Source organism: Rhodococcus sp. IEGM 1379 (genome assembly GCF_030056815.1).
In the GTDB taxonomy this organism is placed as follows: domain Bacteria; phylum Actinomycetota; class Actinomycetes; order Mycobacteriales; family Mycobacteriaceae; genus Rhodococcus_F.
Window position 1 is genome coordinate 1 of sequence record NZ_JASHKR010000061.1, and the last position, 24,324, is coordinate 24,324.

At 61.5% G+C, this 24,324-nt stretch carries 25 protein-coding genes and 2 tRNA genes; 11 read left to right on the top strand and 16 right to left on the bottom strand.

Going from position 1 to position 24,324, the window contains the following annotated elements:
* Nucleotides 1-266: 266 nt before the first annotated feature.
* From QM600_RS22775 to QM600_RS22790, 4 genes are all read right to left on the bottom strand, one after another.
* Nucleotides 267-1,718, bottom strand: coding sequence for an SDR family NAD(P)-dependent oxidoreductase (locus QM600_RS22775; protein WP_283263838.1), 1,452 nt, complete (start codon nucleotides 1,716-1,718; stop codon nucleotides 267-269).
* Between the two features lie 174 nt (nucleotides 1,719-1,892).
* Nucleotides 1,893-1,978: transfer RNA gene (locus tag QM600_RS22780), tRNA-Leu, on the bottom strand.
* A gap of 88 nt (nucleotides 1,979-2,066) precedes the next feature.
* Complete coding sequence (locus tag QM600_RS22785; RefSeq protein ID WP_283263817.1) at nucleotides 2,067-3,191, bottom strand: SMI1/KNR4 family protein; 1,125 nt, start codon at nucleotides 3,189-3,191, stop codon at nucleotides 2,067-2,069.
* A 125-nt stretch (nucleotides 3,192-3,316) separates the two neighbouring features.
* Nucleotides 3,317-3,402: transfer RNA gene (locus QM600_RS22790), tRNA-Leu, on the bottom strand.
* 117 nt (nucleotides 3,403-3,519) lie between these two features.
* Between QM600_RS22790 and QM600_RS22795 the strand changes: the two genes are divergently transcribed.
* Together QM600_RS22795 and QM600_RS22800 are read left to right on the top strand one after the other, a co-directional pair.
* On the top strand, nucleotides 3,520-4,872 hold the full coding sequence (locus QM600_RS22795) for a M20/M25/M40 family metallo-hydrolase (protein WP_283263818.1): 1,353 nt from the start codon (nucleotides 3,520-3,522) through the stop codon (nucleotides 4,870-4,872).
* 43 nt (nucleotides 4,873-4,915) lie between these two features.
* The gene (locus QM600_RS22800) at nucleotides 4,916-5,452 is read left to right on the top strand and encodes a YbhB/YbcL family Raf kinase inhibitor-like protein (protein ID WP_283263819.1); all 537 of its coding nucleotides are present in this window, start codon (nucleotides 4,916-4,918) and stop codon (nucleotides 5,450-5,452) included.
* A gap of 105 nt (nucleotides 5,453-5,557) precedes the next feature.
* Here the strand turns inward: QM600_RS22800 and QM600_RS22805 are convergent, their stop codons facing one another.
* From QM600_RS22805 to QM600_RS22815, 3 genes are read right to left on the bottom strand one after another with little or no spacing between them, the layout of a single operon-like run.
* Nucleotides 5,558-6,628, bottom strand: coding sequence for a quinone-dependent dihydroorotate dehydrogenase (locus tag QM600_RS22805; RefSeq protein ID WP_243621354.1), 1,071 nt, complete (start codon nucleotides 6,626-6,628; stop codon nucleotides 5,558-5,560).
* Between the two features lie 57 nt (nucleotides 6,629-6,685).
* Complete coding sequence (locus QM600_RS22810) at nucleotides 6,686-6,940, bottom strand: DUF5703 family protein (RefSeq protein WP_283263820.1); 255 nt, start codon at nucleotides 6,938-6,940, stop codon at nucleotides 6,686-6,688.
* A complete protein-coding gene (locus QM600_RS22815; RefSeq protein ID WP_283263821.1) occupies nucleotides 6,940-7,965 on the bottom strand; it encodes a hypothetical protein in 1,026 nt (341 codons plus the stop codon). Before QM600_RS22815 ends, QM600_RS22810 begins: the two co-directional genes overlap by 1 nt.
* A 52-nt stretch (nucleotides 7,966-8,017) precedes the next feature.
* Here QM600_RS22815 and QM600_RS22820 point away from each other — a divergent pair, with 52 nt between their 5' ends.
* Nucleotides 8,018-8,578 (top strand): hypothetical protein, encoded by a 561-nt coding sequence (locus QM600_RS22820; RefSeq protein ID WP_283263822.1) that lies wholly within the window; start codon nucleotides 8,018-8,020, stop codon nucleotides 8,576-8,578.
* On the opposite strand, the gene QM600_RS22825 is transcribed toward QM600_RS22820, so the two are convergent.
* The 5 genes from QM600_RS22825 to QM600_RS22845 form a co-directional block, all read right to left on the bottom strand.
* Nucleotides 8,559-9,455, bottom strand: coding sequence for a heme ABC transporter ATP-binding protein (locus tag QM600_RS22825; RefSeq protein ID WP_283263823.1), 897 nt, complete (start codon nucleotides 9,453-9,455; stop codon nucleotides 8,559-8,561). The genes QM600_RS22820 and QM600_RS22825 overlap by 20 nt on opposite strands.
* Nucleotides 9,452-10,546 carry a FecCD family ABC transporter permease gene (locus tag QM600_RS22830; protein WP_502943073.1) on the bottom strand — a complete coding sequence of 365 codons (1,095 nt, stop codon included), beginning with the start codon at nucleotides 10,544-10,546 and terminating at the stop codon, nucleotides 9,452-9,454. Before QM600_RS22830 ends, QM600_RS22825 begins: the two co-directional genes overlap by 4 nt.
* Complete coding sequence (locus QM600_RS22835; RefSeq protein ID WP_283263841.1) at nucleotides 10,543-11,550, bottom strand: heme/hemin ABC transporter substrate-binding protein; 1,008 nt, start codon at nucleotides 11,548-11,550, stop codon at nucleotides 10,543-10,545. Before QM600_RS22835 ends, QM600_RS22830 begins: the two co-directional genes overlap by 4 nt.
* A gap of 26 nt (nucleotides 11,551-11,576) precedes the next feature.
* Nucleotides 11,577-12,260, bottom strand: a complete 684-nt coding sequence (locus QM600_RS22840) for a biliverdin-producing heme oxygenase (protein WP_283263824.1) — start codon at nucleotides 12,258-12,260, stop codon at nucleotides 11,577-11,579.
* A 96-nt stretch (nucleotides 12,261-12,356) separates the two neighbouring features.
* Nucleotides 12,357-13,292 carry an aldo/keto reductase gene (locus tag QM600_RS22845; RefSeq protein WP_283263826.1) on the bottom strand — a complete coding sequence of 312 codons (936 nt, stop codon included), beginning with the start codon at nucleotides 13,290-13,292 and terminating at the stop codon, nucleotides 12,357-12,359.
* A 246-nt stretch (nucleotides 13,293-13,538) separates the two neighbouring features.
* Here QM600_RS22845 and QM600_RS22850 point away from each other — a divergent pair, with 246 nt between their 5' ends.
* Genes QM600_RS22850 through QM600_RS22865 form a run of 4 tightly spaced genes read left to right on the top strand, consistent with a single transcriptional unit; the run spans nucleotide 13,539 to nucleotide 16,601 of the window.
* Nucleotides 13,539-14,384, top strand: a complete 846-nt coding sequence (locus QM600_RS22850; protein ID WP_283263827.1) for an undecaprenyl-diphosphate phosphatase — start codon at nucleotides 13,539-13,541, stop codon at nucleotides 14,382-14,384.
* A 58-nt stretch (nucleotides 14,385-14,442) separates the two neighbouring features.
* Nucleotides 14,443-15,138 carry a histidine phosphatase family protein gene (locus QM600_RS22855; RefSeq protein WP_283263828.1) on the top strand — a complete coding sequence of 232 codons (696 nt, stop codon included), beginning with the start codon at nucleotides 14,443-14,445 and terminating at the stop codon, nucleotides 15,136-15,138.
* A gap of 52 nt (nucleotides 15,139-15,190) precedes the next feature.
* The gene (locus QM600_RS22860; protein ID WP_283263829.1) at nucleotides 15,191-15,790 is read left to right on the top strand and encodes a DUF3090 domain-containing protein; all 600 of its coding nucleotides are present in this window, start codon (nucleotides 15,191-15,193) and stop codon (nucleotides 15,788-15,790) included.
* Between the two features lie 4 nt (nucleotides 15,791-15,794).
* A complete protein-coding gene (locus QM600_RS22865; protein ID WP_283263830.1) occupies nucleotides 15,795-16,601 on the top strand; it encodes an SCO1664 family protein in 807 nt (268 codons plus the stop codon).
* Between the two features lie 28 nt (nucleotides 16,602-16,629).
* Here the strand turns inward: QM600_RS22865 and QM600_RS22870 are convergent, their stop codons facing one another.
* Nucleotides 16,630-17,073, bottom strand: coding sequence for a MarR family winged helix-turn-helix transcriptional regulator (locus tag QM600_RS22870; RefSeq protein WP_283263831.1), 444 nt, complete (start codon nucleotides 17,071-17,073; stop codon nucleotides 16,630-16,632).
* 147 nt (nucleotides 17,074-17,220) lie between these two features.
* Between QM600_RS22870 and QM600_RS22875 the strand changes: the two genes are divergently transcribed.
* From QM600_RS22875 to QM600_RS22890, 4 genes are all read left to right on the top strand, one after another.
* On the top strand, nucleotides 17,221-19,293 hold the full coding sequence (locus tag QM600_RS22875; protein WP_283263843.1) for an MMPL family transporter: 2,073 nt from the start codon (nucleotides 17,221-17,223) through the stop codon (nucleotides 19,291-19,293).
* A gap of 10 nt (nucleotides 19,294-19,303) precedes the next feature.
* Entirely contained in the window at nucleotides 19,304-20,545 is a 1,242-nt protein-coding gene (mshC, locus tag QM600_RS22880; protein WP_283263832.1) for a cysteine--1-D-myo-inosityl 2-amino-2-deoxy-alpha-D-glucopyranoside ligase, read from the top strand.
* Between the two features lie 194 nt (nucleotides 20,546-20,739).
* Nucleotides 20,740-21,114, top strand: a complete 375-nt coding sequence (locus tag QM600_RS22885; RefSeq protein WP_283263833.1) for a hypothetical protein — start codon at nucleotides 20,740-20,742, stop codon at nucleotides 21,112-21,114.
* Between the two features lie 162 nt (nucleotides 21,115-21,276).
* Nucleotides 21,277-21,522 (top strand): class F sortase, encoded by a 246-nt coding sequence (locus tag QM600_RS22890; protein WP_283263834.1) that lies wholly within the window; start codon nucleotides 21,277-21,279, stop codon nucleotides 21,520-21,522.
* Nucleotides 21,523-21,788: 266 nt separating this feature from the next.
* Here the strand turns inward: QM600_RS22890 and QM600_RS22895 are convergent, their stop codons facing one another.
* The 3 genes from QM600_RS22895 to QM600_RS22905 all read right to left on the bottom strand — a co-directional run.
* Nucleotides 21,789-22,487, bottom strand: a complete 699-nt coding sequence (locus QM600_RS22895) for a type 1 glutamine amidotransferase domain-containing protein (protein WP_283263835.1) — start codon at nucleotides 22,485-22,487, stop codon at nucleotides 21,789-21,791.
* A 183-nt stretch (nucleotides 22,488-22,670) separates the two neighbouring features.
* Nucleotides 22,671-23,375 (bottom strand): mycothiol-dependent nitroreductase Rv2466c family protein, encoded by a 705-nt coding sequence (locus QM600_RS22900; RefSeq protein WP_283263836.1) that lies wholly within the window; start codon nucleotides 23,373-23,375, stop codon nucleotides 22,671-22,673.
* A 309-nt stretch (nucleotides 23,376-23,684) separates the two neighbouring features.
* Nucleotides 23,685-24,324, bottom strand: a 640-nt coding sequence (locus tag QM600_RS22905; protein ID WP_283263837.1) for an SbcC/MukB-like Walker B domain-containing protein, incomplete at its 5' end; no start/stop codon positions are given.

Consider the following 24,324-nt stretch of genomic DNA (forward strand, 5'->3'; position numbering starts at 1 on the left):
CACGGACTCGCGTGCGCCGGCGACGATGGCAGCCCGGCCCTCCGGGCTGTCCTTGTGTACGACAGCGATCGCCATGGTTCCTCCGAATTGTTTGCCGGTGCCCAGTCGATGGCAAGGTCTTAGCCCATTATCGCCTGCAATTGTGTTCGGCTACCGGAATGCGGGACTCGACACGGCATTCAGACAGTGTCGAAATCGCCACATCCAGGTGGGGAGGTGGGTGCAGTCACCTCGCCGGTGACCACTGTGGACGCTCGGCGGTCACCTCACCAAGGTGAGGGCTTGTAGTCCTTGAGGAAGCAGCCGTGGATGTCGACGCCCAGTTCGCCCTGGACGATGGGGTCGTACACGCGGGCTGCGCCGTCGACCAGGTCGAGTGGGGCATGGAAGCCTTCGTCGGCCAGACGCATCTTGGTGAAATGAGGCCGTTCGTCGGTGATCCACCCGGTATCGACGGCGGTCATGAGGATGCCGTCTTCGAGCATCTCCTTGGAACTGGTCCGGGTCAGCATGTTCAGTGCGGCCTTGGCCATGTTGGTGTGCGGGTGGCCAGGCCCCTTGTAGGCGCGGCTGAACTGGCCCTCCATTGCGGAGACGTTCACGACGTACTTGCGACGCGCATCCGATGCAGCCATCGACGGACGCAGACGCGAGACGAGAATGAACGGGGCAACGGAGTTGCACAGTTGGACTTCGAGAAGCTCGATCGGGTCGACTTCTTCGACGGTCTGAACCCAGCTGTTGCTGTGCGCGAGGTCGGGGAGGAGTCCGCCGGCGTCGATGGCGATGCCTTGCTCGATGCGATCGGGTGAAGCGGACTTAGCGACCAGGGCCAGCGAGCTGACCGCGTCGGCCGAAAGATTGCCGGTCGTAAGGGCAGCGACGTCCGACAGTGAACCCGCCAGCGCAGCCGGGTGTGCGTCGCTGGTCTTGCCGAACGTGACGACGTCCGGAAGTTCACCCGCGGGAAGCGCACTGGCCTCGGCGTCGACCAAAGCGCCGTACGCGCCGGGGGACCGACGTACGGTCTGGGCGGCATTGTTGATCAAAATGTCGAGTGGGCCTTGTGCTGCAACGGAATCGGCGAGAGCTACTACCTGCGCCGGATCGCGAAGGTCGATGCCGACGATGCGTAGACGATGAATCCACTCGGCGCTGTCTTCCATCGCCTTGAATCGGCGAATCGCGTCGTTGGGGAAGCGGGTGGTGATGGTCAGGTGTGCGCCGTCGCGCAGCAGGCGCAGAGCGATGTACATGCCGATCTTGGCGCGGCCACCGGTCAGGAGCGCGCGGCGTCCTGTCAGATCGGTACTGGCATCGCGCTTGCTGCGACTCATCAAGGCGCAGTCCGGGCACAGTTGGTGATAGAAGGCGTCGACCTGCGTGTAGCGCTGCTTGCAGATGTAGCAGGGACGCGCCTTGATGAGAGTGCCCGCGATAGAACCGGCAGTGTTGGATTTGATCGCGATGCCGGCGGTCTCGTCGTCGATACGATCGGGTGAACCGGTTGCGGTAGCGGCAACGATCTCACGGTCGGCTTCGTTGACGGCCGCACGTGAGGCCAGTCGACGCTTCTTCTTGAGTCGCTTGAACAGATGGCCGACGGCACGCTGCATCGTGACGGAGTCTGGATGTTCGTCGTCGAGTTCGGCGGCTTCCCGCAGAACCTTCAAACAGATCGCGAGTTCTGCGGGGTCGAGTCCGGTCAGTTCTGCCAAGGCAGATTCTGAAACTGTTACGTCGGACTGCCGTGTATCTGTATCCACTTGAACTTCTGTTCCATCTCGATCGCCGCTCGCGCGGACTGCTCCCCGGTGTGGGAACGTTGCCATCTTACGAGAAAAGCTCCGGTTCAATGAACCGGAGCTTTTCCTGTCTGTCTCAACACAGAGTGTCCGAGGGGGGACTTGAACCCCCACGTCCGTTAATAGGACACTAGCACCTCAAGCTAGCGCGTCTGCCATTCCGCCACTCGGACTCGGCACCGATTTCGCGGTGCAGGGAAAGAGTATCTGATGCCCTCCCTGACTCCCAAATCGCCTACTCGGGGCATGTTTTGTGTTCCCTTAACTCCACGTCAATGTCCCGTGGGCGGGGGTGGGGCGCCAATGACCCCGAAACTGAGTCTCCGATTCGAGTGCCGTTGCAAGGTCCGCAAGGAGGGCTGCCAGTGATGTCCACACCGGTCCGGCGTCATCGGCGGTGTCGCGGCCGTACTCGGTGATGCATCCGTGCAACGGACCGCTTCGGGTATCGCATACGAGGAGGTGGCCGTCGCGTTCGGCGATGGGCACAAACGATTCGAGGTACACCCCGGCCGGAGTTCCCGCGTCGCGTCTTTCAGGTTGGTGTTCGGCAATGAACTGGGCTTCCTGGGCGAGTTCGTGCGTCAGGTCTACGTGTTCCCGGTGGAGGGTACGAATACCGTCGAGCGAAAGCAGGTCGTGTTCGGGGAGGATCTGTGCCCAACTGCCGGAGCGAAATCCATTGTGGAGGCGGTAGAAGGTGCGTAGGTCTTCCGGCCACGGGTGAGGGAACAGTGACTCGACCGCGTCGATGTCCTGTTGCGGGGTGGGATCGGCGAGTGCGGTGAGGACATCGGGGGTGTGGTGTCGGCACCACGCCGTGATTCGTTCCCAGGTTTCGGAAACTGTTGCAGTACTGACTGTATTCGAGATGTGAGGTTGGTCTTCCGGGAGGATTGGGTAGTTTTCGGTGTAGGGGGTTCTGCAGTGGAGGCCGTCGGTGTCGCGGAGTGTGGACGTCGGTGTGTCGGTCTCGGTTTTCGCTAGTTCGATTCGGACGCGTGGGGTGCCGGAGTCTGCGCGTAGGCGGTGCGCAGCCCCAGCTCTGATCCGGTAGGTGCCGGGTTCGAGGGATTCGAGGTCGATGATGATCTCCCCGGTCAGGCCTTGCACGCGGGGATTCCGGCCGAGCAGGCGGACGGTTCCTTCTTCGATCGCATCCCACTGGTCGCCGAATTCGCCAATTTCGCTGACGGAATCGCGGAGTTGGACGACGACGGAAACCGGTCCGGGTTCCTTCGCTGTCCGCAGTACAGCTCCGTTTATGACGCCGCCGATGCAGAGCAGCGGTCCTTCCATCATCACTTCACTTGATAAATCATCGTCACGGATAAGGAGGAAGGGGTGAGGAAGGTCGGCGATTGCGGAGTATTCCGAGAGACGCATGGCGGGAGCCTAATCTTCCGGCCATTGTCGTTTGTCGAAACGAAGGACTAATTGCGGATCATGAAGCCGTACAACAAAAATGACCCCAGCCGGTTCGGCTGGGGTCAATTTTTATGTATTTCGAGTGTCCGAGGGGGGACTTGAACCCCCACGTCCGTTAATAGGACACTAGCACCTCAAGCTAGCGCGTCTGCCATTCCGCCACTCGGACTCGGCCCCGATTTCTCGGTGCTGGGAAAGAGTATCCGATTCGGGGGGTTGTCCCAAATCGCCAGGTGGGAACTGTTTTGGTCTGCCATCTCGGGTGATTCGATGGTAGGAAAGTGACATGCCTTCATCTCGGAAAGATTCAGGTCCCAGCCGTTCACAAGCAGAAGTCGTCGACCTTGTCAGCTCTCTGATTCGTTTCGACACGTCCAACACCGGAGAACTTGAAACGACCAAAGGCGAACGCGCGTGTGCGGAGTGGGTTGCCGCGCAGCTGCAGGAAGTCGGATACGAGACCGAATATGTCGAGTCGGGTGCTCCCGGCCGGGGAAATGTGTTCGCGCGTTTGAAAGGTGCGGATTCCGGACGGGGTGCCTTGATGCTGCACGGCCATCTCGACGTTGTTCCCGCTGAGCCTGCCGACTGGAGTGTGCACCCGTTCTCGGGGGCCGTTCAGGACGGATACATCTGGGGGCGTGGCGCTGTCGACATGAAAGACATGGTCGGGATGATCCTGGCGCTCGCCCGCCAGTTCAAGGCCGAGGGAACTGTTCCGCCGCGTGATCTGGTGTTCGCTTTTGTCGCCGACGAAGAAGCGGGCGGCAAGTACGGATGCCAGTGGCTGGTCGAGCACCGCCCGGATCTGTTCGAGGGAGTGACTGAAGCCGTCGGCGAAGTAGGCGGTTTCTCCTTGACTGTCCCGCGTCCCGACGGAACCGATCGTCGTCTGTATCTGGTGGAGACGGCGGAGAAGGGCCTCGGCTGGATGAGGCTGACGGCCAAGGGCCGGGCCGGACATGGTTCCTTCCTTCACGACGACAATGCCGTGGCGACCTTGGCGGGGGCAGTCGCGAGGTTGAGTGCCCATCAGTTCCCGATAGTGATTTCAGATTCGGTCGCGGAATTCCTCACCGCTGTGGGTGAAGAGACAGGGCTTGATTTCGATCCAACGTCGCCTGATATTGACGGAACCCTGGCCAAGCTGGGCACGATCGCCAACATCATCGGCGCGACATTCCGGGACACCGCGAATCCCACGATGCTCAAGGCCGGATACAAGGCAAACGTCATTCCGCAGACTGCGGAAGCCGTCTTCGACTGCCGCGTACTTCCGGGACGTCAAGCCGAGTTCGAGCGCACCGTCGACCAATTGATCGGCCCCGACGTGACCCGCGAGTGGATCACCAAACTCGACTCGTACGAAACAACATTCGACGGGCATCTGGTCGACGCGATGAACAACGCGATCCTCGCTCACGATCCCGATGCACGCACCGTTCCGTACATGCTCTCGGGTGGAACCGACGCGAAAGCGTTTGCGAAACTGGGTATCCGGTGCTTCGGGTTCGCGCCGTTGCAATTGCCGCCCGAGCTCGATTTCAGTGCGTTGTTCCATGGCGTCGACGAGAGGGTGCCTGTCGAGGCCGTACTGTTCGGAACACGTGTTCTGGAACATTTCCTTCTCAATTCCTGAACGCGCTGCAGCCTTGAACATCAGTCACACGAAAGGATTTCGCATGGCTTACGATCCGTACGAACCATTGCCGAAGTTGCCGAGCTTCGAGCTGACCAGCGACGACATCACTGCGGGTCAACCGCTGAAACTCGCTCAGGCCAGCGGTGCCTTCGGTGTTCCCGGCGGCGAGGACATCTCGCCGCAACTCTCCTGGTCGGGATTTCCCGCCGAGACGAAGAGTTTTGTTGTCACAGTGTTGGATCCTGATGCCCCAACAGCGTCGGGATTCTGGCACTGGGAAGTGGCGAACATCCCGGCTTCGGTTACCGAACTTCCGGCCGGCGCAGGCGCCGCGGACAGTTCGGTCCTGCCTGAGGGCACGGTGACTCTCCGTCACGACGGCGGCGGTTTCGGCTACATCGGTGCCGGCCCGCCTCCCGGACACGGACCGCATCGCTACATCGTTGCCGTTCACGCACTGGACGTGGACAAGCTCGAAGGCGTCACCGCCGACTCCTCACCCGCGTTCCTCGGTTTCAACGTGTTCCATCACGCGATCGCACGCGCAACCCTGACAGGGACGTTCGAGGTCAAGTAAATCCAGACAGCCAGTAAGTACAGACAGCCAGTAAGTACAGATAACTGCAGCGGCCGGTTTCCTTCGCGATGAAGGAAACCGGCCGCTGCAGTTGAGGTGTTGTGACTAGCGCGGGTTCTCAGCGCCGACGGCTTGGCTGATCGAGGAGAATCCGGCAGCCCGAACCTTCTTCGCGATGCCCTTGTGAATGCTGCGAGCCCAGAACGGTCCGCCGTAGATGAAGCCGGTGTAGCCCTGAACCAACGTTGCGCCGGCCAGAATGCGCTCCCAGGCTTGATCGGCTGTTTCGATACCGCCGACTGAGATGATGGTCAGTTTGTTGCCGACACGACCGTACAAGCGGCGAAGCACCTCGAGTGAGCGATCCGCAACGGGCGCGCCGGACAGCCCGCCCGCGCCGATTGCCGCGACCTCGGCGTCGGGTGTCTTCAATCCGTCACGACGAATCGTGGTGTTGGTGGCCACAATTCCGGCCAACCCGAGCTCGACGGCCAAATCAGCGACAGCGTCGACGTCGTCGTCGGACAGGTCCGGAGCAATCTTCACGAGGACCGGAACATGAACGGTGTCGAGGACTGCCTGAAGTAGCGGGCGCAGTGATTCGACCGCCTGTAGGTCCCGGAGCCCCGGAGTGTTGGGGGAGCTGACATTGACCACCATGAAGTCGGCCAGCGGGCCGAGCAGTTGTGCACTGGCCGTGTAATCGGCAGGCGCGTCGGCGGCGTCGACGATCTTGGTCTTACCGATATTGGCACCGATCGGCACGGTGACGCGGCGCTGACGCAAGAAGTTGGCCGCATGTCCGGCACCGTGATTGTTGAATCCCATCCGGTTGATCAGAGCGCGATCAGCGGGCAGACGGAACAGTCGTGGAGCTGGATTGCCGGGCTGCGCCTGCGCCGTGACGGTTCCGATTTCTGCGAATCCGAATCCGAGGGGACCCCACGCGTCGACTCCGGTGGCGTCCTTGTCGAATCCGGCCGCCAATCCGAGCGGAGCGGGAAACGTCAGGCCGAAAGCCTGACTCCGCAGGACCGGATCGTCGACCACGAGGACCTTCGCGACGAGCCATCGGATCGGCGCAAATCTCGTCACCAGGCGCATGGCGGCAAACGCCAGATGGTGGATGCGCTCCGGGGGAACGCGGAACATCAGGCTCAACAGCAGTTGGTACACAATTCTCCTGCTTTTCTTCGGTGTGAACTTCGTGGTGTAAACGTCGAGGTGGGCGAATCAGTGGATGATGCCGTCCGGATTTTCCACATGTAGCGGTGTTTTCTTACGTTTGAGCAGAACGCGTCGGGTGCCGTCCGGATACAGGCGCACCTGGGAAAGTTCCCAGCCACCGAACTCCGCGGAGATCGACAGGCGCATCGACGCGGTTATTCGCGAGACATGCGGTGGAAGGTGTAGCGGCAGATAGTCGAACACGTCGTCGGACGTGTCCCAGGGAGTCTGTGCCAAGGAGGGCTTCTGCCGCTGCGCCATCAGTTGGTCCGCGAGGGAATGCTTTGGAGTCCGTCTCCGGTCGCGGAGCCGACGATCAGGGTGCCGGTGCTGGAATCGACTGCGAGCGAGTTGGGCTGCCGCACGGTGCGGAACCGAGCGGTTTCGACGGGGATGCCCGAGGACAGGTCCAGGCCGACAACTTCGTTGGTGCCGGTCAGAGTTACCCACACCCGGTCTGCGCCCTCGTCGTAGGCCACTGCATAAGGTGAGTCTCCGACCGGGAAGCGTTGGCGCATCAGGAGCGGATCAGCTGTGAAGACCAGAAGTTCGTCGCCGGTGGTGTCGGTGACGAGGATGCGGCCGAAATGGTCCGTCGCGAGGTGTGTTGCGCCTTCACCGGCCCTCAATGCCGCTCCGAGACGGTCTTCGCCTAAGTCGATTGCGGTCAGTGAGGTCTGCTGGTGATCGAGCGCGCTGAGATTTTCGCCCGTCACTGCGAGTTCGTCCACCGATGCGAAACCTGAAATCGTTTGTGTCTGACCGGTCTTCGGGTCGACAATGTGAATTGAACCATTGTCGGTTCCAATGGCGATGCGGCCGTCAGCAAGTTCGACTGCAGAGTTTGCCACTCCGGGGGAGGGAGTAACGCTCTGCTCACCGGTGTTCAGATTCAGCGTCACGACCTTGCTGTCCATAGACAGCAAGGCCTTTCCGTCCGAGGCGATCGATACGTCGCGGACATCTCCGTCGAGGCTGATTTCTCGGCCGGCTACGGCAGGATTCGCGGACTCGAGCGAATCGGCCGGAACGATCCGCACCGAACGCGGATCCTGCGTCACGACCAGAGCGTTGCGCGTGACCGGATCGAATGTGATGGAATCGATTCGGCCGGTGTACGGACGAACGACACCGTCGAGAGAATTCGTGGTTGCCGGCGAAACTACTGCGGTAGCCGGATCGATGGTCTGGAGATTGTCGCCACCCTCACCGGAAGAACATCCAGTGACAAGCAGAAGAGCCGCTCCCATCGCTGCTGTGGTGGTGCGGATCCCAAGGCGAGTCATGTGTCGGTTCCTCGTTTTCTTTTCAAAACTTGTCTTCACTTGTTATCTCGAAATGACTGCTGACGCTCTACGTCTGCCCTCGATCATCCCTGATCGACGCGCAACCGTTTTCACTGCATTGGCCTACGACAGACCATTCCGTCCGACGCGCCGCCGCGATACCGTACGAACAACGATTGTGGCTGACACCGCAATCTCTGAGGAGCTCATTGTGATTCCTGTCGAACCCTCCGGATCCGGAGAGGATTGTGGCGACTACGCGCGCGGCAATTTCGAGATCGAAGATGTGTCGGTCGGTGCGCATGCGCATGGTTTCGGCAGGTCAGCGGGTAGGACCTTCGCGTTTCGCGTGCGCAAGAGCATCCTGTACGTCGAGGTGTATCGGGACTATTGCGAGAGAAGCGTCCCAAACCCGGACGACGTGATTGCGACGGCGGAGCGGTCAGTCCGGGACATTGACTTGACGGACGTTCGGAGCATTTCTGCAGTGGTCCGCGACGCAGTCGCCTCGGTCGAGACAGATTCATCACAATTAGAATCGGGAAGTAAGGGCGTCACGACGCTACGCGCAGTACTCGATCGACTCGGTGCGATCATCGATTCCGTTCGCTGACACCCGATCCGGATCGGATGGTTGTCTTAGTGAAGTCGCGTCGGGGGATCACCAGGGCTGCCCCGGTTTTCGGATGCTCGAACACCTCGACCGGGTAATCGTAGACGCGAGTGAGTAGATCTTCGCGCAGCACCGATTCCGGGGAACCGTCGGCAGCAATGCGGCCGTTCTCGAGTACGACGATCCGGTCCGCATATGCTGCAGCCAAAGCCAGATCGTGGAGAACGACCACGACGGCGCCTCCTTCGGCTGCACGCGCCCTCGCGAGCGACATGACTGCTTCCTGGTGACCGAGGTCGAGAGCGGCGGTCGGTTCGTCGAGCAGAACTGTCGATGTCTCCTGCGCGAGCACGCGCGCGAGAGCCACCCGCGCCTGCTCGCCGCCGGACAGAGCTGCAAACGGGCGGTGTGCGAATGCTTCGACGTCGCACGTCTTCATCGCCGCGGCAACAGCGTCGCCGTCACGATCTTCGCGACCGGTACCGGCCCAGGGTGCGCGTCCCATGGTGACAACCTGGAGTGCCGTGAACGAGAAGCCGATGGTGTGTTTCTGGGGGAGTACTGCGCGTCGACGGGCCATGTCGATCGCCGACCACGAGTTGAGATCGGTGCCTTCGACCTCGACGCGTCCACTGATGACCGGTTGATCACCGGCCAAAGCCGCGAGAAGCGTGGATTTGCCGGCACCGTTGGGCCCCACGAGGACGAGGACCTCGCCGACGCGGACATCGACGCTCACGCAGTCGAGGATGTTTCGGCCGCCGCGTTCGACGGTGATGTCGAGTGCTTGCAGCGTGACGTCACCGACTACGGGACTCTGCGGTTCGGGCGACGTGTGTCCGAACAGTTCACGCCAGTTGCGTGTGAAGCTGCTCATGCCCACCCACCTTGCTTTGCGCGAGTGCGGCGCAACAACCAGAAGAAGAAGGGGCCGCCGACGAGTGCCGTGAGCATTCCGAGCGGGAGATCGGCATTGTCGATGAGGGATCGTGATCCCAAATCGGCCAGAAGCAGAACCAGTGCACCCGCGAGGGCACTTGCCGGAATCAATGCCCGGTGGCCGGGTCCGACAAGAATTCGCATCAGATGGGGAACAACAAGTCCGACGAACAAGACGATGCCGGTGAACGCGACACTGGCGGAAACCAGCAGGGCGACGATCAAGACTGCAAGTTGGCGTAGGCGTTCGACGTTGACGCCGAGGTGCCGTGCGGCATGTTCACCGAGGGCGAGGAGGTCGAGTCGGGGTGCGATCGCCATGGTTGCGGCAATTCCGACGACGGCCATCGGCGCCACGACCATCACTGAACTCCACGTTGCACCGTTGAGGCTGCCGAGTTGCCAGAAGACGATCTGATCGCGCGCGGACGGACTCGCGATGAAGGTGAAGAACGCGATGAGACCACCGGCGAACGCGTTCACGGCAACGCCGGTCAGAATGAGCGTGACCACCTCGGTTCGGCCGTCGTGCCGGGCAAGTAGATACACCGCCGCGGTCGTTATCAGGCCTGCAATAAATGCAGCGGCAGCGACGGTCCAGCCGGCGGCAAAGGTTCCACCGACGACGATGACGGCACTCGCGCCGACAGCTGCTCCGGCGGACACACCGATCACTCCGGGTTCGGCCAGGGGATTGGAGAACACTCCCTGGAGTAGAGCACCCGAGCATCCGAGCGCCGCGCCGACACAGATGGCGAGGACAACTCGCGGGAAGCGCACTTCCCAGAGCGTGACCTCACCGCTGGGGTGGGCTGGTAGGGGACCGATGTCGAGGCCGATTCGGTGCAGGATGCTGCCGAGCACCTCGAGCGGCGACGTGGGCACCTGCCCGACGCACGCCGACAGTATTGCGACGATGACCAGAGCTACGGAAAGGCTGATCAGCACGACGCTCACGCGGGAGCGGGAGGCTGCGCGCGTTGCCGACGCGTCAGCTGCTCCGACGGGGCTTTCTGTCTCGGTACTCACGAATCTGCGGGTCCGTAGATTGCTTCGGCCAGCACCTGCATGACCCGGCCGGTGTTGGGACCGAAGCTCAGGATTACGCCGTCTTCCATGTCGACGACGCGCTGATTCTTACCGGCGGGAGTCTGCGCGATGCCGGGAATCTTCTCGAGGCCCTCGATCCCGCCGATCGAGGCGAGTCCGTCGGTCATCAGTAGAAACGCGTCGGGGGCAGCTGCGATGAGAGCTTCGCTGGTGATCGCAACGAAGTTCGTTTTGATACCGGAAGCTGTTCCCGCGTCGACGGCACCGAGCGCTTCGATGAGTGAATCGGCACCGGAACCGTCGCCGCCGATCATTGTGATTGCAGTTCCGCGGAGATAGAGGAAGGCGATCTTGAGTGTGTCGGCGTCTTCGGGGACCAGATCGCGGGCAGCCGCGATCTCGCTTTCGGTTCGATTGACGAGTGCCTTCCCCTGTTCGGGCACTCCGAGGGCGTCGGCGACAGCGTGGATCTGGCTCGGGACACCTTCGAGGGTTCGGGTGGGGTCGAAGAACACGACCGGAATTCCCGCTGCCCGCAGTTGTTCCTGAACGCTCTGCGGTCCGATGCTCGTATCGGTGAGAACGACCGTCGGATTGAGATTGAGGATCGCTTCCGCATTGAGGGATTGCCCACCCACCGTGACGACGGGAACGTCGGCCACAGCGGGGAACTTGGCGGAGGTGTCACGGCCGACCAGATTGTCACCGAGGCCGAGTGCGACGGTGGTCGCGGCAAACGTTCCGTACCGGTCTGCAGCAACGATCCGACTGTTGTCGGTGATCGTGACCGGAACCCCGTCGAAGCCTGTGACTGTTGTCGGCAAGCTTGCGACGGGGTTTACCGATATCGGGACGGGGCTGGAATCTTCCAGGGCCGCGGTCCGTGCGTGATGTGTCGAACCGGACTGCTCGTTCGATCCGCACGCGACGAGACCGAATCCGGCGATCACGACCAATGCTGCCGCGGTCCAACGCTTTTTCATGTGATCCGCCGCGGCCACGCGCTTACTCATTTAACTAGGTAGCTCTCGATGTTGCCCTCGAGGTCGGAAAACAGGTCGCCATTGAGACGGTAGGCGATATTGACCTCGTCGATGAACTTCTGCTGTTCCTCGGCAGTGATGTCGAGAGCGTCGAGGTTGGCGCGGTAGGTGTCCTTGAACGGCTTGGGCTTGGGGATGCCGTCGAAGGTGTAGAAACGAAGGCCGTCGGTCTGGAGGCCGTAGGCGCGCTCGAGCATGCGGCGGATGATCTGGCCGCCGGAGAGGTCGCCCATGTAGCGCAGGTAGTGGTGAGCGACAAAGCCGGCCGGCCAGTCGACGCCAACTTCCTGCAGGCGCGCTACGTAACGTTCGGTGGCCGGCAAGGCTTCGAGACCTTCACGCCAGTTCGCGCCGATCAGGAATTCCAGATCTGCTTCGAGCGCGGCGACACGCAGGAGATCGTCAGAGAGGAAGGGGCTGACCAGAGCATTGTCCGCGTGGGCGCGGCCGGCTTCTTCGAGGCTTGTGTAGACCAGGTACGTCTGACCGAGGAGTGCTGCCAACCCGGCTGTGGTCAGTTTGCCGCCGAGGAGCGCACCGACAAATCCGGACTGCTCGGTCTCGCGGTGGGCCGCATCGGTTTCCGTCTTGATTCGCTCGGAGAATACTGGTGCATTGGCGGAACTGTGGTCTACGTCAAGCGTTGTCATGGATTCTCCTGTGGGCTACGGATGTGCGTTGCTCACTAGGTTAGCCTGTCCTCTGTTGGGCGTCTGTCCGGGTATTCCGTTCGTCACGATCGAGGGTTACGCGCTCACATCGTCCAATGCCGCGGCAATCGCTTTCGGCAATTCCAATTCCTCGGCAACCAGCACTCCGGTGAGCTGCGCGAGATCGCGTGTACCGACCACGGCGCTGGCAACCCCGGGGCGATCCCGGGCCCAGGCAAGTGCCACAGCCAAAGGTGAGGTACCCAATCCGTCGGCGGCTGTAACGACCGCATCGACCACGCGCACCGACGAATCCGTGAGGTAGCTCTGCACGTGGCGCGAATGCGTGTCGTCGGCACCTCGTGAATCGACGGGAATGCCGTCGCGGTACTTCCCGGTCAGGACGCCGCCGGCAAGCGGAACAGCGGCGAAGACGCCGACGCCGTGATGCGAAGCGGCTGCGAACAATTCTTCTTCGACGCCCCGCGCCAACAACGAATACTCGGCCTGAGTTGCGGTGAGAGTTGTTGCGCCACAAGACCCGACGGCTGTCGCCAACTGCCATCCGAGATATCCGCGCACACCGACGTAGCGAACCTTGCCACTCGACACTGCGTAGTCGAGAGTTGCAGCGACTTCGTCGACAGGTGTCAGTGGATCCCAGGTCGCGACCTGCCACATATCCAGATAATCGGTACCGAGTTCACGGAGGGTGGCGTCCAGCTGACGCAGCAACCCGCGTCGTGAGCAGTCGACCCGATCCGTTCCGATCGGCTTGGGATCGATCCCGGCGCTGGAACTGATGATCAGTTCGTCGCGGGGGACGACGTCATTGAGAAGTTCGGCCAGAATCCGTTGCGCCGCGCCGTCGCCGTATGCGGGCGAAGTGTCGACCAACGTTCCACCGGCCTCGGCGAAAGCCAGGATCTGAGCCGCCGCTTCATCGCCGTCGGTATCGCGTCCCCAGGTCAGTGTGCCGAGTCCAAGTCGCGAGACTCGAAGTCCGCTCGTTCCGACTGATCTGTGCTTCATAACCGCCCTGAATCTCCCGCGCCTGACTCGGGTACGCATGTGTCGTACCCGAGAGTTCTCACCACGTGCAGACTAGTGCGCGGGTGACCTAAGTCGGGGTATTCGGGCATCCGCGTGCCGGACTCGGCGCGCCCAACGGCGCACCGGTAGCGTGACGCCCGTGAAAAGTGAACCCGACACACAAAATCGTTGTGTAGTAATCCCATTCGAATCGGCCCAGATCGAATCACCGCAGGCGGACCTCTGATGGGCGAGGCGATGACATGGCTACAGGCCATGGTCCTGGGGCTCGTGCAGGGATTAACCGAGTTCCTTCCTGTCTCGTCGTCCGGACATCTGCGGATCATGTCCGAGATATTCTTCGGAAGTGATGCCGGCGCGTCGTTCACTGCAGTTACCCAACTCGGCACAGAACTCGCCGTTCTGATCTATTTTGCTCGCGACATCGTGAGGATCATCACCGCCTGGTTCCGAGGGTTGTTCAACTCCGAACATCGCGGCGACCTCGACTACCGGATGGGGTGGTATGTCATCATCGGCACCATTCCGGTGGGCATTCTCGGGTTCCTGTTCAAGGATCAGATCCGTACCGGCGCACGCAATTTGTGGCTGATCGCCACGATGCTCATCGTGTTCGCTCTTGTGATCGCCGCTGCGGAGTATTACGGACGTAAGACACGCCCCATCGAAAGTCTCACCATGCGCGACGGAATCATCATGGGTTCGGCGCAGGCGCTCGCACTCATCCCCGGTGTCTCGCGTTCCGGCGGAACCATCAGTGCCGGTTTGTTCCTCGGACTGACCCGTGAGGCTGCTGCGCGGTATTCGTTCCTGCTGGCAATTCCGGCGGTTCTCGCATCAGGTCTGTTCAGCCTTCCCGACGCCTTCGAGCCTGCCGGTGACGGACTGAACGCCAGCGGGCCGCAGTTGCTCGTCGCCACGGTCATTGCGTTTGCCGTCGGCTACGCAGCCATCGCCTGGCTGCTCAAATTTGTGGTGAATCACTCGATGTACTGGTTCGTCGGATACAGAATCGCTCTCGGCGTAGTCGTCCTTGCGCTGCTGGCCACAGGGGTTGTTTCGGCGACATAGCGACCGTGTGGACGTCGACGGTCCGCCCGTAGGAGCGCTGCCCCATTAGGGTTATGGCATGACAGTTGTCCTTCTGCGGCACGGGCGGTCGACGTCCAACACTGCCCACACTCTGGCCGGCCGAACGCCGGGTGTGGAACTCGACGATCACGGACGGAAGCAAGCCGCCGGCGTCGTGGATAGATTGGCCGGTCTCGATATTGCGGAAATTGTTCGCTCGCCGTTACTGCGGTGCGAGCAGACCGTCGAGCCCATTGCTGCGGACCGGAGTCTTACCCCGGTAGTCGAGGACCGACTGATCGAAGTGGACTACGGCCAGTGGACAGGTCGGCCCCTGAAGGAACTGCTCGACGAGCCGCTCTGGAAGGTAGTGCAGCGACACGCGTCCGGTGCAGTGTTTCCCGGCGGTGAAGGCCTGGCGCAGGTTCAGGCACGCGCAGTTGCCGCTATTCGCGAGCACGACGCACGACTCGCCGAGAAACACGGCCATGACGTCGTCTGGATTGCCTGCACCCATGGCGATGTCATCAAATCCGTGCTTGCCGACGCCTACGCGATGCATCTCGACTCGTTCCAGCGGATCGTCGCGGAACCAGCGTCGATGAGCGTGATCCGGTACACCGCAACTCTGCCGTTCATTCTTCGTGTCAACGACACCGGAGATGCGTTGGCAGCGATCGCCGGTGCAAAAGCGTCGACAAATGGTTCCGCTCCGGTGCAAGAGTCCGTCCCCGGTGGAGAGGTCGGAGTGTGAACTGTGACGGATAATGGGTATCCAGGGATGTTCTCGAATTCGAGGAGGTGCAATGTCGCGCGCGATTCACGTATTTCGCACCCCTGATCGTTTTGTCGCAGGGACTGTGGGCGAGCCCGGTGACAGGTCGTTCTATCTCCAAGCTGTGCATGATGCACGCGTGGTGAGCGTGTTGCTCGAGAAACAACAAGTGCAGGTCCTTGCCGACCGTATGGGGTTGCTTCTCGAGGAAGTGCACCGACGTTTCGGCACGGACGTTCCGCCCGCAGCAGGCGATATCACTGACCTCAGTCCACTCGTTACTCCTCTCGACGCCGAATTTCGAGTCGGCACGATGGGATTGGGCTGGGATGCCGACGCCGGCGCGGTGGTGGTGGAACTGCTCGCGGTCAGTGAAACCGAGTTCGACGAGTCGGTCGTTCTCGACGATTCCGACGATGGGCCCGACGCCGTGCGGGTGTTCCTGACACCGGAGCAGGCGCGCGAGTTCTCGCTACGCTCGGAGCGCGTGATTGCAGCCGGCCGGGCACCGTGTCCGCTGTGCGGCGAACCTTTGGCTCCCGAGGGTCATATCTGCATTCGCACCAACGGTTATCGACGCGGTGAGTCCTTTGGATTCGCGATCGACGACGCAGATTCCGGCGAGGACTGAGACAGTGTCCGACTCGACTGAACCGGACGTCTTACTGGGCGGTGATCTGACGGTGATCGGGCAGATCACCACAGCGAGTAACGCGACCCTGGTGTGTGACTCGATTCTCGGCGAGCAATCGATGAGGGTTGTGTACAAGCCGGTTCGCGGTGAGCGTCCACTGTGGGATTTTCCCGACGGCACACTTGCGGGCCGGGAGGTCGCGTCGTATCGGGTCTCGGAAACCTTGGGGTGGGGAGTGATTCCGCGAACTGTGTTGCGGGACGGTCCTTTCGGGTTGGGCATGGTTCAGCGGTGGGTGGACACGGTCGACCGTGTTTCGGATGGGAGCAACGAACCCGAGATCGTTGATCTTTGCAGTCCGGGCAATGTTCCTCCGGGGTGGTTCGAGGTTCTTCAAGCGTTCGATTCCGAAGGGGAGCCCGTCTCGCTCATTCACGCCGACGATCCGCGCCTTCAGCGGATGGCGGTTCTCGACGTGCTGATCAACAATGCGGACCGCAAAGGTGGTCACGCACTCGAGGGCGTCGATGGTTCCGTCTACGGAGTTGATCACGGCATCTGCCTGCACACGGACAACAAGTTGCGAACTGTGCTGTGGGGTTGGGCCGGCCGAACGGTGCCGGGTTCGCTGATCGCGGATGTTGCGGAGCTGGCTACCGCGGTCGATGGTCATCTCGGTGACGAACTGTCGGAACTGATCACCGATTCCGAAATCTCCGCGCTCGCCGAGCGAGCGCGGAATATGGTCGACATGGCCGTCATGCCCGTCCCGAACGGGCACCGCACAATTCCGTGGCCGCCGTTCTGAGGCAAGACCTCCTCCACGTTAGTGGACTCTAGGGTTCGCGCTTCTCGGGATTCAGTTCTGGTGATCGGACGAGACGCAGGAGTTGTTCGCGCAGTGCTGCGACATCCCCGACCCCGATAGTCAGTGCCGCGTCCTCTTTTTCCAAGGTCAACAGTTTCTCGTAGGTCGCGCGACCGGCTTCGGTAATTGCGATCATGCGCCGCCGTTCGTCTCGGGGATCCGTGCCGCGCGTGACGTATCCGGCTCGTTCGAGACGGTCGATGGTGCGGCTCATCGTCTGGTCGGTGACGCGCGCGGCTTTGGCGATGTCGCGCTGGGACACAGGATATTGCTCGATCGAGTGAAGGACGATGAGACCGGCGTGGGTCATGTCCCGTGTTCGCAGCACTTTCTCCCACGAATGCTCGACGAGTCGTGCAGCGGTGGACAGCAGTCGGCCGGTGGGCCACTCGTCCAATCCGTCGCCGCTCATGTTCTGCGCCTTCCGTTTGCATTTACTTCGTCTGCTGAACAAAATAGTATCTAGTTGCCCATTCTGCCTAGCTCTGGAGATGTTGTGAACACACCGGTACGCAGTGGTCCCGTTCGCCGCCTTCGATGGATTCTGCCAGCTCTGTTCGTGATCGGCTGGTTGGCGATCGGCAGCTTCGGCGGCCCCTTTGCCGGAAAGCTCGGTTCGGTGCAGCAGAACGACAACACTTCGTTCCTGCCGGCATCGGCGGAAGCCACCGAGGTGGCGAAGCTGCAGGAGGGTTTCACGGATACTCGATTTATCCCGGCAATCATCGTCGCGGAACGCCCGGGAGGGGTGCAAGCCGGCGATTCGGCATTTCTGACCGATACAGTCGATTCGTTTGTCGGCACCGAAGGTTTCGGCGCCGCCGCGTCACCGGCGATCCCGTCTGCCGACGGTCAAGCACTCCAAGTGTTCTTGCCGATCGACAGCACCGTCGAGGTCAAGGACAGCGTCAAAGCGTTGCGGGCAGCGTTGGAAACCGCACCTGGCGGGCTGACCGTGCTGGTGACCGGTCCCGCGGGTCAGGTCGCTGACCTGTCTGCGGCATTTGCCGGTATCGACGGGTTGTTGTTGCTCGTCGCCGGGTCGGTCGTGATTCTGATCTTGATCGTTGTCTATCGCAGTCCGATTCTGCCGTTCGTCGTCATCTTCTCGGCAGTCTTCGCCCTCGGATTGTCGAGCCTTCTCGTTTATCTACTAGCGGATGCCGATGTCATCGCTCTGAACGGTCAGAGCCAGGGAATTTTGTTCATCCTGGTGTTCGGTGCCGCCACGGACTACGCACTGCTACTGGTCTCGCGCTATCGAGAAGAATTGCGGATCGAGCAGGACAAATACTCGGCAATGCGAACTGCGTGGCGCGCCACCCTCGAGCCGGTCGCAGCGTCGGCGGGCACGGTTATCGCCGGTGTGCTGTGCCTACTGCTCTCGGATCTGAACTCCAACCGTGGCCTCGGACCTGTCGCCGCCATCGGAATCGCGGCGTCATTCCTGGCGTCGATGACTTTTTTGCCGGCAGTACTGGTGTTGTTCGGCCGTACCGCTTACTGGCCCACGAGGCCGAAGTTCGATGCCGATCGCGCACACCACGACGAAGCCGATGATCACCGCTTCTGGGCTGGTCTTGCGGCTCGAATCGGTAGGCATCCACGCCGGTTCTGGGTAGCGTCGACGCTGGTGTTGGTGATTTTTGCGTTGATGATGCCGCAGTTCAAAGCCAACGGCGTCTCGTCCTCGGATATCTTTCTCCTCGACGTCGATTCGGTTGCAGGCCAAGAGATTCTCGGTGAGCACTTCGACGCCGGAGCCGGCTCGCCTGCAATTGTGATCGCGAATGCTGATGCCCTCAATGCAGTTGAGACTGCGAGTCACGTCGAAGGTGTCAGTGATGTCACCGTGGTCGAAAATGGGGGAATTCCACTTGTCGTAGACGGACGGGTGTCGTTGCAGGCCACTCTCACGTCCGCTGCCGACTCGTTGGAGGCGGAGGACACGATTGTGCGGTTACGTGATTCAGTCCACGCAGTCGAGGGTGCAGACGCTCTGGTGGGGGGTGTCACGGCTACGGATCTCGATACTAAAACCACGTCGACGCGTGATCGCAATTTGATCATTCCCGTAGTCATAGTGGTGGTGTTCGTCATTCTTGCTCTGCTGCTGCGCTCGCTGCTCGCGCCGGTGCTCCTCATGGGCACCGTGGTTCTTTCGTTTGCTGCGACACTGGGTATTTCGTCGCTCGTGTTCGATCACATCTTCGGGTTCCCCGGGGCTGATCCGGTGGTGCCGCTGTTCGCCTTCGTGTTCCTGGTCGCTCTGGGAATCGACTACAACATCTTCCTGATGACGAGGGTGCGCGAAGAATCGATGAAAATCGGTACCCGAGCAGGTGCACTGCGAGGACTGACAGTTACGGGCGGAGTAATCACTTCTGCCGGAGTTGTTCTGGCAGCAACCTTCTCGGCGCTGGCGGTGATCCCGCTGCTGTTCCTCGCACAAATCGCGTTCATTGTGGCGTTCGGGGTGCTCCTCGACGCCCTGCTTGTCCGATCCCTGCTGGTCCCGGCTTTGACGTACGACATCGGGCAGAAGATCTGGTGGCCGAGCAAACTGGCGTCGATGCCTGAACCGACGCCGGATCAGCGAGCACCTTCAGAGCCTTCGATCAGTCTCCACTAGGCTCGGCAGCATGCTTTCTTGGTCCGATACCGCACTCCCGTCCGTTCCCGGTCAGGGGCCGCCGTTGCGGCTGTACGACACAGCCGACCGTCAGGTTCGTCCCGTCACTCCAGGCAAGACGGCAACAATGTACGTCTGCGGGATCACCCCGTACGATGCCACTCACCTCGGTCACGCGGCCACCTACCTCACGTTCGATCTCGTGAACCGGATCTGGCGTGACGGCGGACACGACGTTCACTACGTCCAGAACGTGACTGACGTGGACGATCCGCTCTTCGAGCGCGCCAACCGCGACGGAGAAGACTGGATGGTTCTCGGAATGCGCGAAACGGCGCTCTTCCGGGAAGACATGGAAGCACTTCGCGTGCTTCCCCCGAAGGATTACATCGGTGCCGTCGAATCGATCAACGAAGTAGTCGAGTTGGTGGAGAAGTTCGTCGCATCCGGTGCCGCCTACGTCGTCGACGATGCCGAGTTCCCCGACGTCTACTTCCGAGCTGATGCCACCGAGCAGTTCGGATACGAATCCGGCTACGACCGCGCCACAATGGAGAAGTTCTTCGCTGAGCGCGGCGGCGATCCGGATCGAGCTGGTAAGCGCAACCCGCTCGACGCTCTTGTCTGGCGCGCCGTGCGACCGGGTGAGCCCTCCTGGCCGTCACCGTTCGGTCCAGGCCGACCCGGTTGGCACATCGAGTGTGCCGCAATCGCACTCAATCGCATCGGGTCCGGTTTCGACGTTCAGGGAGGTGGAAGCGATCTGATCTTTCCGCACCACGAGTTTTCAGCCGCTCACGCCGAATGTGCTACGGGCGATCGACGTTTCGCGCGCCACTACGTCCACACCGGCATGATCGGTTTGGACGGCGAGAAGATGTCGAAGAGTCGCGGAAACCTGGTCTTCGTATCCAAGTTGCGCGGCAGCGGGGTCGATCCGGCAGCAATTCGCCTCGGCCTGTTGTCCGGGCACTACCGGCAGGACCGCGCATGGACGGATGACGTGCTTGCAGATGCGCAGGCACGTCTGAAGCTCTGGCGCGATGCCGCAGCGCTCGCATCGACTCAGTCCGTCACCGATACGGTTGCCCGCTTGCGCCAGCATCTTGCCGACGATCTCGACACTCCCAAAGCGTTGGACGCACTGGATGGATGGGCTCGTCGCGCCATTGAAGGCGGCGGCTCGGATGCGCAGGCTCCGGCCCAGTTCGCGGACGCGGTAGACGCTCTCTTGGGAGTTTCCCTCCGCTGATTTCTCGGTGACGAAGGGGGTGCGACATTGTGTCGCACCCCCATTTTTATGCCATTTTGCGGACATATGTAGCCTGGACTCACATTTGCTGATAAGTATCGATCGTCGGTGTAGCCGTCGTATTTGCATCACGCGCTGCGGCCGTCGGACTCGTCGATGCAGACGGGACATCGACAGTCGACTGTGAATCCGCGTTGACGCACACCGATCCTTCGGACACCGGTGGCAATACGGGCAACGCTGGTGCCGGTAACACCGGTAATGGTGGTAGCGCCACTGGCAGTCTGGGAGGCGCCGGCCGTCTGGGCAGCCTGGGCGCGGGTTCGGGCGGCTCCGGCGGCACCGGGAGCACATTCGAGTTCGGAAGCTCCGGGAGCCTCGGTGGCTTTGATTTCACCACCGGTGGGGAAAACGGAGACTTCGGCAGCACCGTGAACGGTGGTAACAGTCCTGGTGGCACGACCGGTAGTTCAATCGACAACTTCTTCGGCGGGGAGATGGCGCACAGAACAGGACGTTCGACCCCTGCAATGGTCCGACTGCGCAACCGGATGCACCTGTCACGGTGAGCGTCGGCGACGGATCCTCCTTCGTGAACAACTCGATGAAGGGTGACGTCCTGGCTGGTATCGGTGCTATCGCGCTCATCGCGGGCTGTGCCCGTGGGCATGACAATGGTCCCGGGTGATCCGGATGCGAACTTGAGTGCGCAGACGCAAACCCTCACATCAGTGGTGGCCTCATCGTCTGTGGTGGAGTCGTCAACTGACAAGATTCCTCAGTATCCACCGTCACGGCTGATCGTTCCGTCACTCTCGATCGATGCGCCGGTAGATTCCATCGAGACACGAGCCGATGGCGTGCTCGATCCGCCGGCAGATGTGAGCAGGATCGGTTGGTGGTCGCCGGGCGCTAGACCGGCAGGCCCCGGTTCGACGGTGTTGACGGCCCACGTCGTTCGGTACGTCTGGTCATGATCACCGGCGGGGCAACGTTCGATGCGAGTACCGGTAATTACGAGCAGAACATCGTGGTGACAGCTACGCCTGTCTAATCCGTAAGTATCGCCCCTGCTGTCGCGCGGAATTCGGCTGTGGTGCAAGGTTTCCGCTCACAACTGACCACGAGTGTGGACGTCGTCGAACTGCCGCCTGCACCTACCGTGGCGGCAATTGCCGGCACGGTAGGTCCTCCGTTGCACGGGTATTTCCGATGCATCAGTCAACGTGCAACCCCGACTGTTTCAGGCCATGTCGGCGACGATTCGCTCCGCGAGGGGTTTGGATGATGCGGGATTCTGACCGGTGTACAGCTTCCGATCCACCACGATGTAGGGCGACCACGCTTCGGCATTCGAGAACTTGCCACCGTGCTCGCGCAGCCGAGTTTCGAGCAGCCACGGAGCCTTGTCCGCCAAACCTGCCTGCGTCTCCTCTTCATTGGTGAACGAGGTCAGCTGATAGCCGTCGAACAGCCAACTTCCATCGGATTTGCGTGCGGGCAGCAGCGCTGCTCCCGCGTGGCAGACCGCGGAGACAACCTTTCCGGCGTCCAGGAACTTCACCAATAGCTCCCCGAAGGATGTGGACACCGCAAGATCCTCCATCGGCCCATGCCCACCTGGAACAAAGACCAAGTCGTAGTCGTCGGCGTCTACACCTTCCAGAACCTCTGGGGAGTTAAGCGCTGGCTGCAGGTCGGCGATGTACTTGCGCATTCGGTCAGCGCCCGCTTGCCCTCCATTGACCTCGGGCGCAAGGCTCCCTTCATCCACAGTGGGGGCCTTGCCTCCAGGTGTTGCGATCACGATGTCGTAACCGGCGTCGACAAACACTCGATGAGACTCGACCAGCTCCTCGGCCCAGTAGCCGGTCGGATGGGCCGTCCCGTCCTTCAGCGTCCAGTGATCTGCAGAGGTGACCGCAAACAACAGCTTTGTCATCGCACAACCTTTCGTCGGAGAGAAGAACCAATTGGTGCAACACGCTCAACTCGAGGGAATTCCGAATCGCATACTTTCAGTGTGATTCCGCACAATCGGTCGCCCGTCGACGATTTGAAATGGCGTGTGGCGCTCACGCGCAGCACAGAGATTCGCTGTGCCGCCGGAGGTGGTCGCTGTCGGTTATTTCCCGTCGCGCTCGACGAGGTGCTCGAGTTCGATGACTCGGCCGCGATTGATACTGACCCAGTCTCGTCCCCTTATATAGGGCCGCAGGCTTTCCCCGATCAAGGCGGCATCAGTGCTGGTTTTGGGGCGCTGCAATTCGTAGACGTGCGGCAGCGCAGCCATCCCGGTCACTACTTGCCACAGGGTCAATGCCTGCGCTCCGGTAGGCGGATCGACGAGCACGGGGCCGAACAGGCACTGCTCGCCGGGAAAAAACAATGTCGGAACACCGAACCCGCCCGCGTCCACTACCCGCTGGTGATCGGCCCGGATCTCGTCGTGGGTGGTCGGATCCGCCAGGGCCTGGTCGAACAGTTCGTCCTCGACGCCCAGCCCCTCGAGGAGTCGGCGTGCGGTCTCGGGTAGATGCGGGGTCCCGCCGCGCTCATGTAATTCGGCACCGATCGCCGCGTACCAGTCATCGAGCAAGGCCATGTCTCGGCGGCGCAGTGCCACGCCGATACGCATCAGGGACCAGCCGTAGGACCAATCGCGTTCGTACGCATGCTTTTTGCCTTCCTCGCGGTTGATCTCCTCGAGGCTGAAGAAGCGCCAGTTCACCGTCAGTCCGAGTTGATCGCGTACATCGCGCATCCAGATCGAGGTTTGGTAGGCGAATGGGCACAGAGGATCGAAATGGAAGTCGACGGTGGTCTTCATGGGACGAGCGCTTCGTCGACGAGGTGCAGTATGTCCTCGAGGCCCACGACGATGTCGGCCACCCAACCGATGATGCGGTCGCGTGAGGTCACTTCTCGGCGCATACCTCGACGGTAGCGAGCCTCGACTGACCGGTCAACCGCGTGGTCGGTTGGTCGAGAAGCTGAGCGCGACTTCGATATCCGGGCAGTGGGCCGGCAGGCAGTGGCCGCGGGGACGGGAAGACCCGGCGGGAAACTGTTTTGTCTCACACGGTTTCTTGCCCACCGGGTCTCGGCCTAATTCTCAGTCGTGACGCTCATCGGAGCATCACAGTGCGTTCTCGGCGTAGTCGAGCGCACCCTCGGCCGGTGCCGGGACGCGTCGCCGCAACGGCGAACCGAGTGCGCGCGCCAGATCCGTTCCGTCGTGCTCGGCCAGTAGCTCACCGTTGGACCAGACCAGCAGTGCAGCACTGACGGCTTGCTCGGCCGTCGAATGCGCCAGGTCGTAGTGCGCACAGCCGGGGACGTCGGCGTAGGTGATCCACAGGTCGTAGCCGGTCATGAAGAGGTCCAGATCGAACTGGACGCTCAATCCCAGCAGTTCGCTCCGGCCGTTGTCGTCGACGCCGGCGAATGCCTCGTCGAGGGCAAGTAGCCGCGGTGCATGCGGATCTGCCGAATCGAGCATGACGTGCGCAGCGGCGAACAGCGGAAGGTGCAGGGACACCGACTGTTCGCCACCGGACAGTGCGCTGTGCCGCGCGACAGTGAGACGGTCTTCCTTGCCTTCACCGCTGATGAGGGTGAAGGAGAAGAACCGCCACTGCCGGTAGTCGAGGGCGGAGGAGAGGATCTCCGGGTAGGACCGCTCGGGATGGGCAGCGCGGGCCGTGCGGATCTGCGTCGCGAAATGTGCTCGGAGCGTCGCCAATTCGTCGACCCCCAGCGCCGACGCATCCCGATCC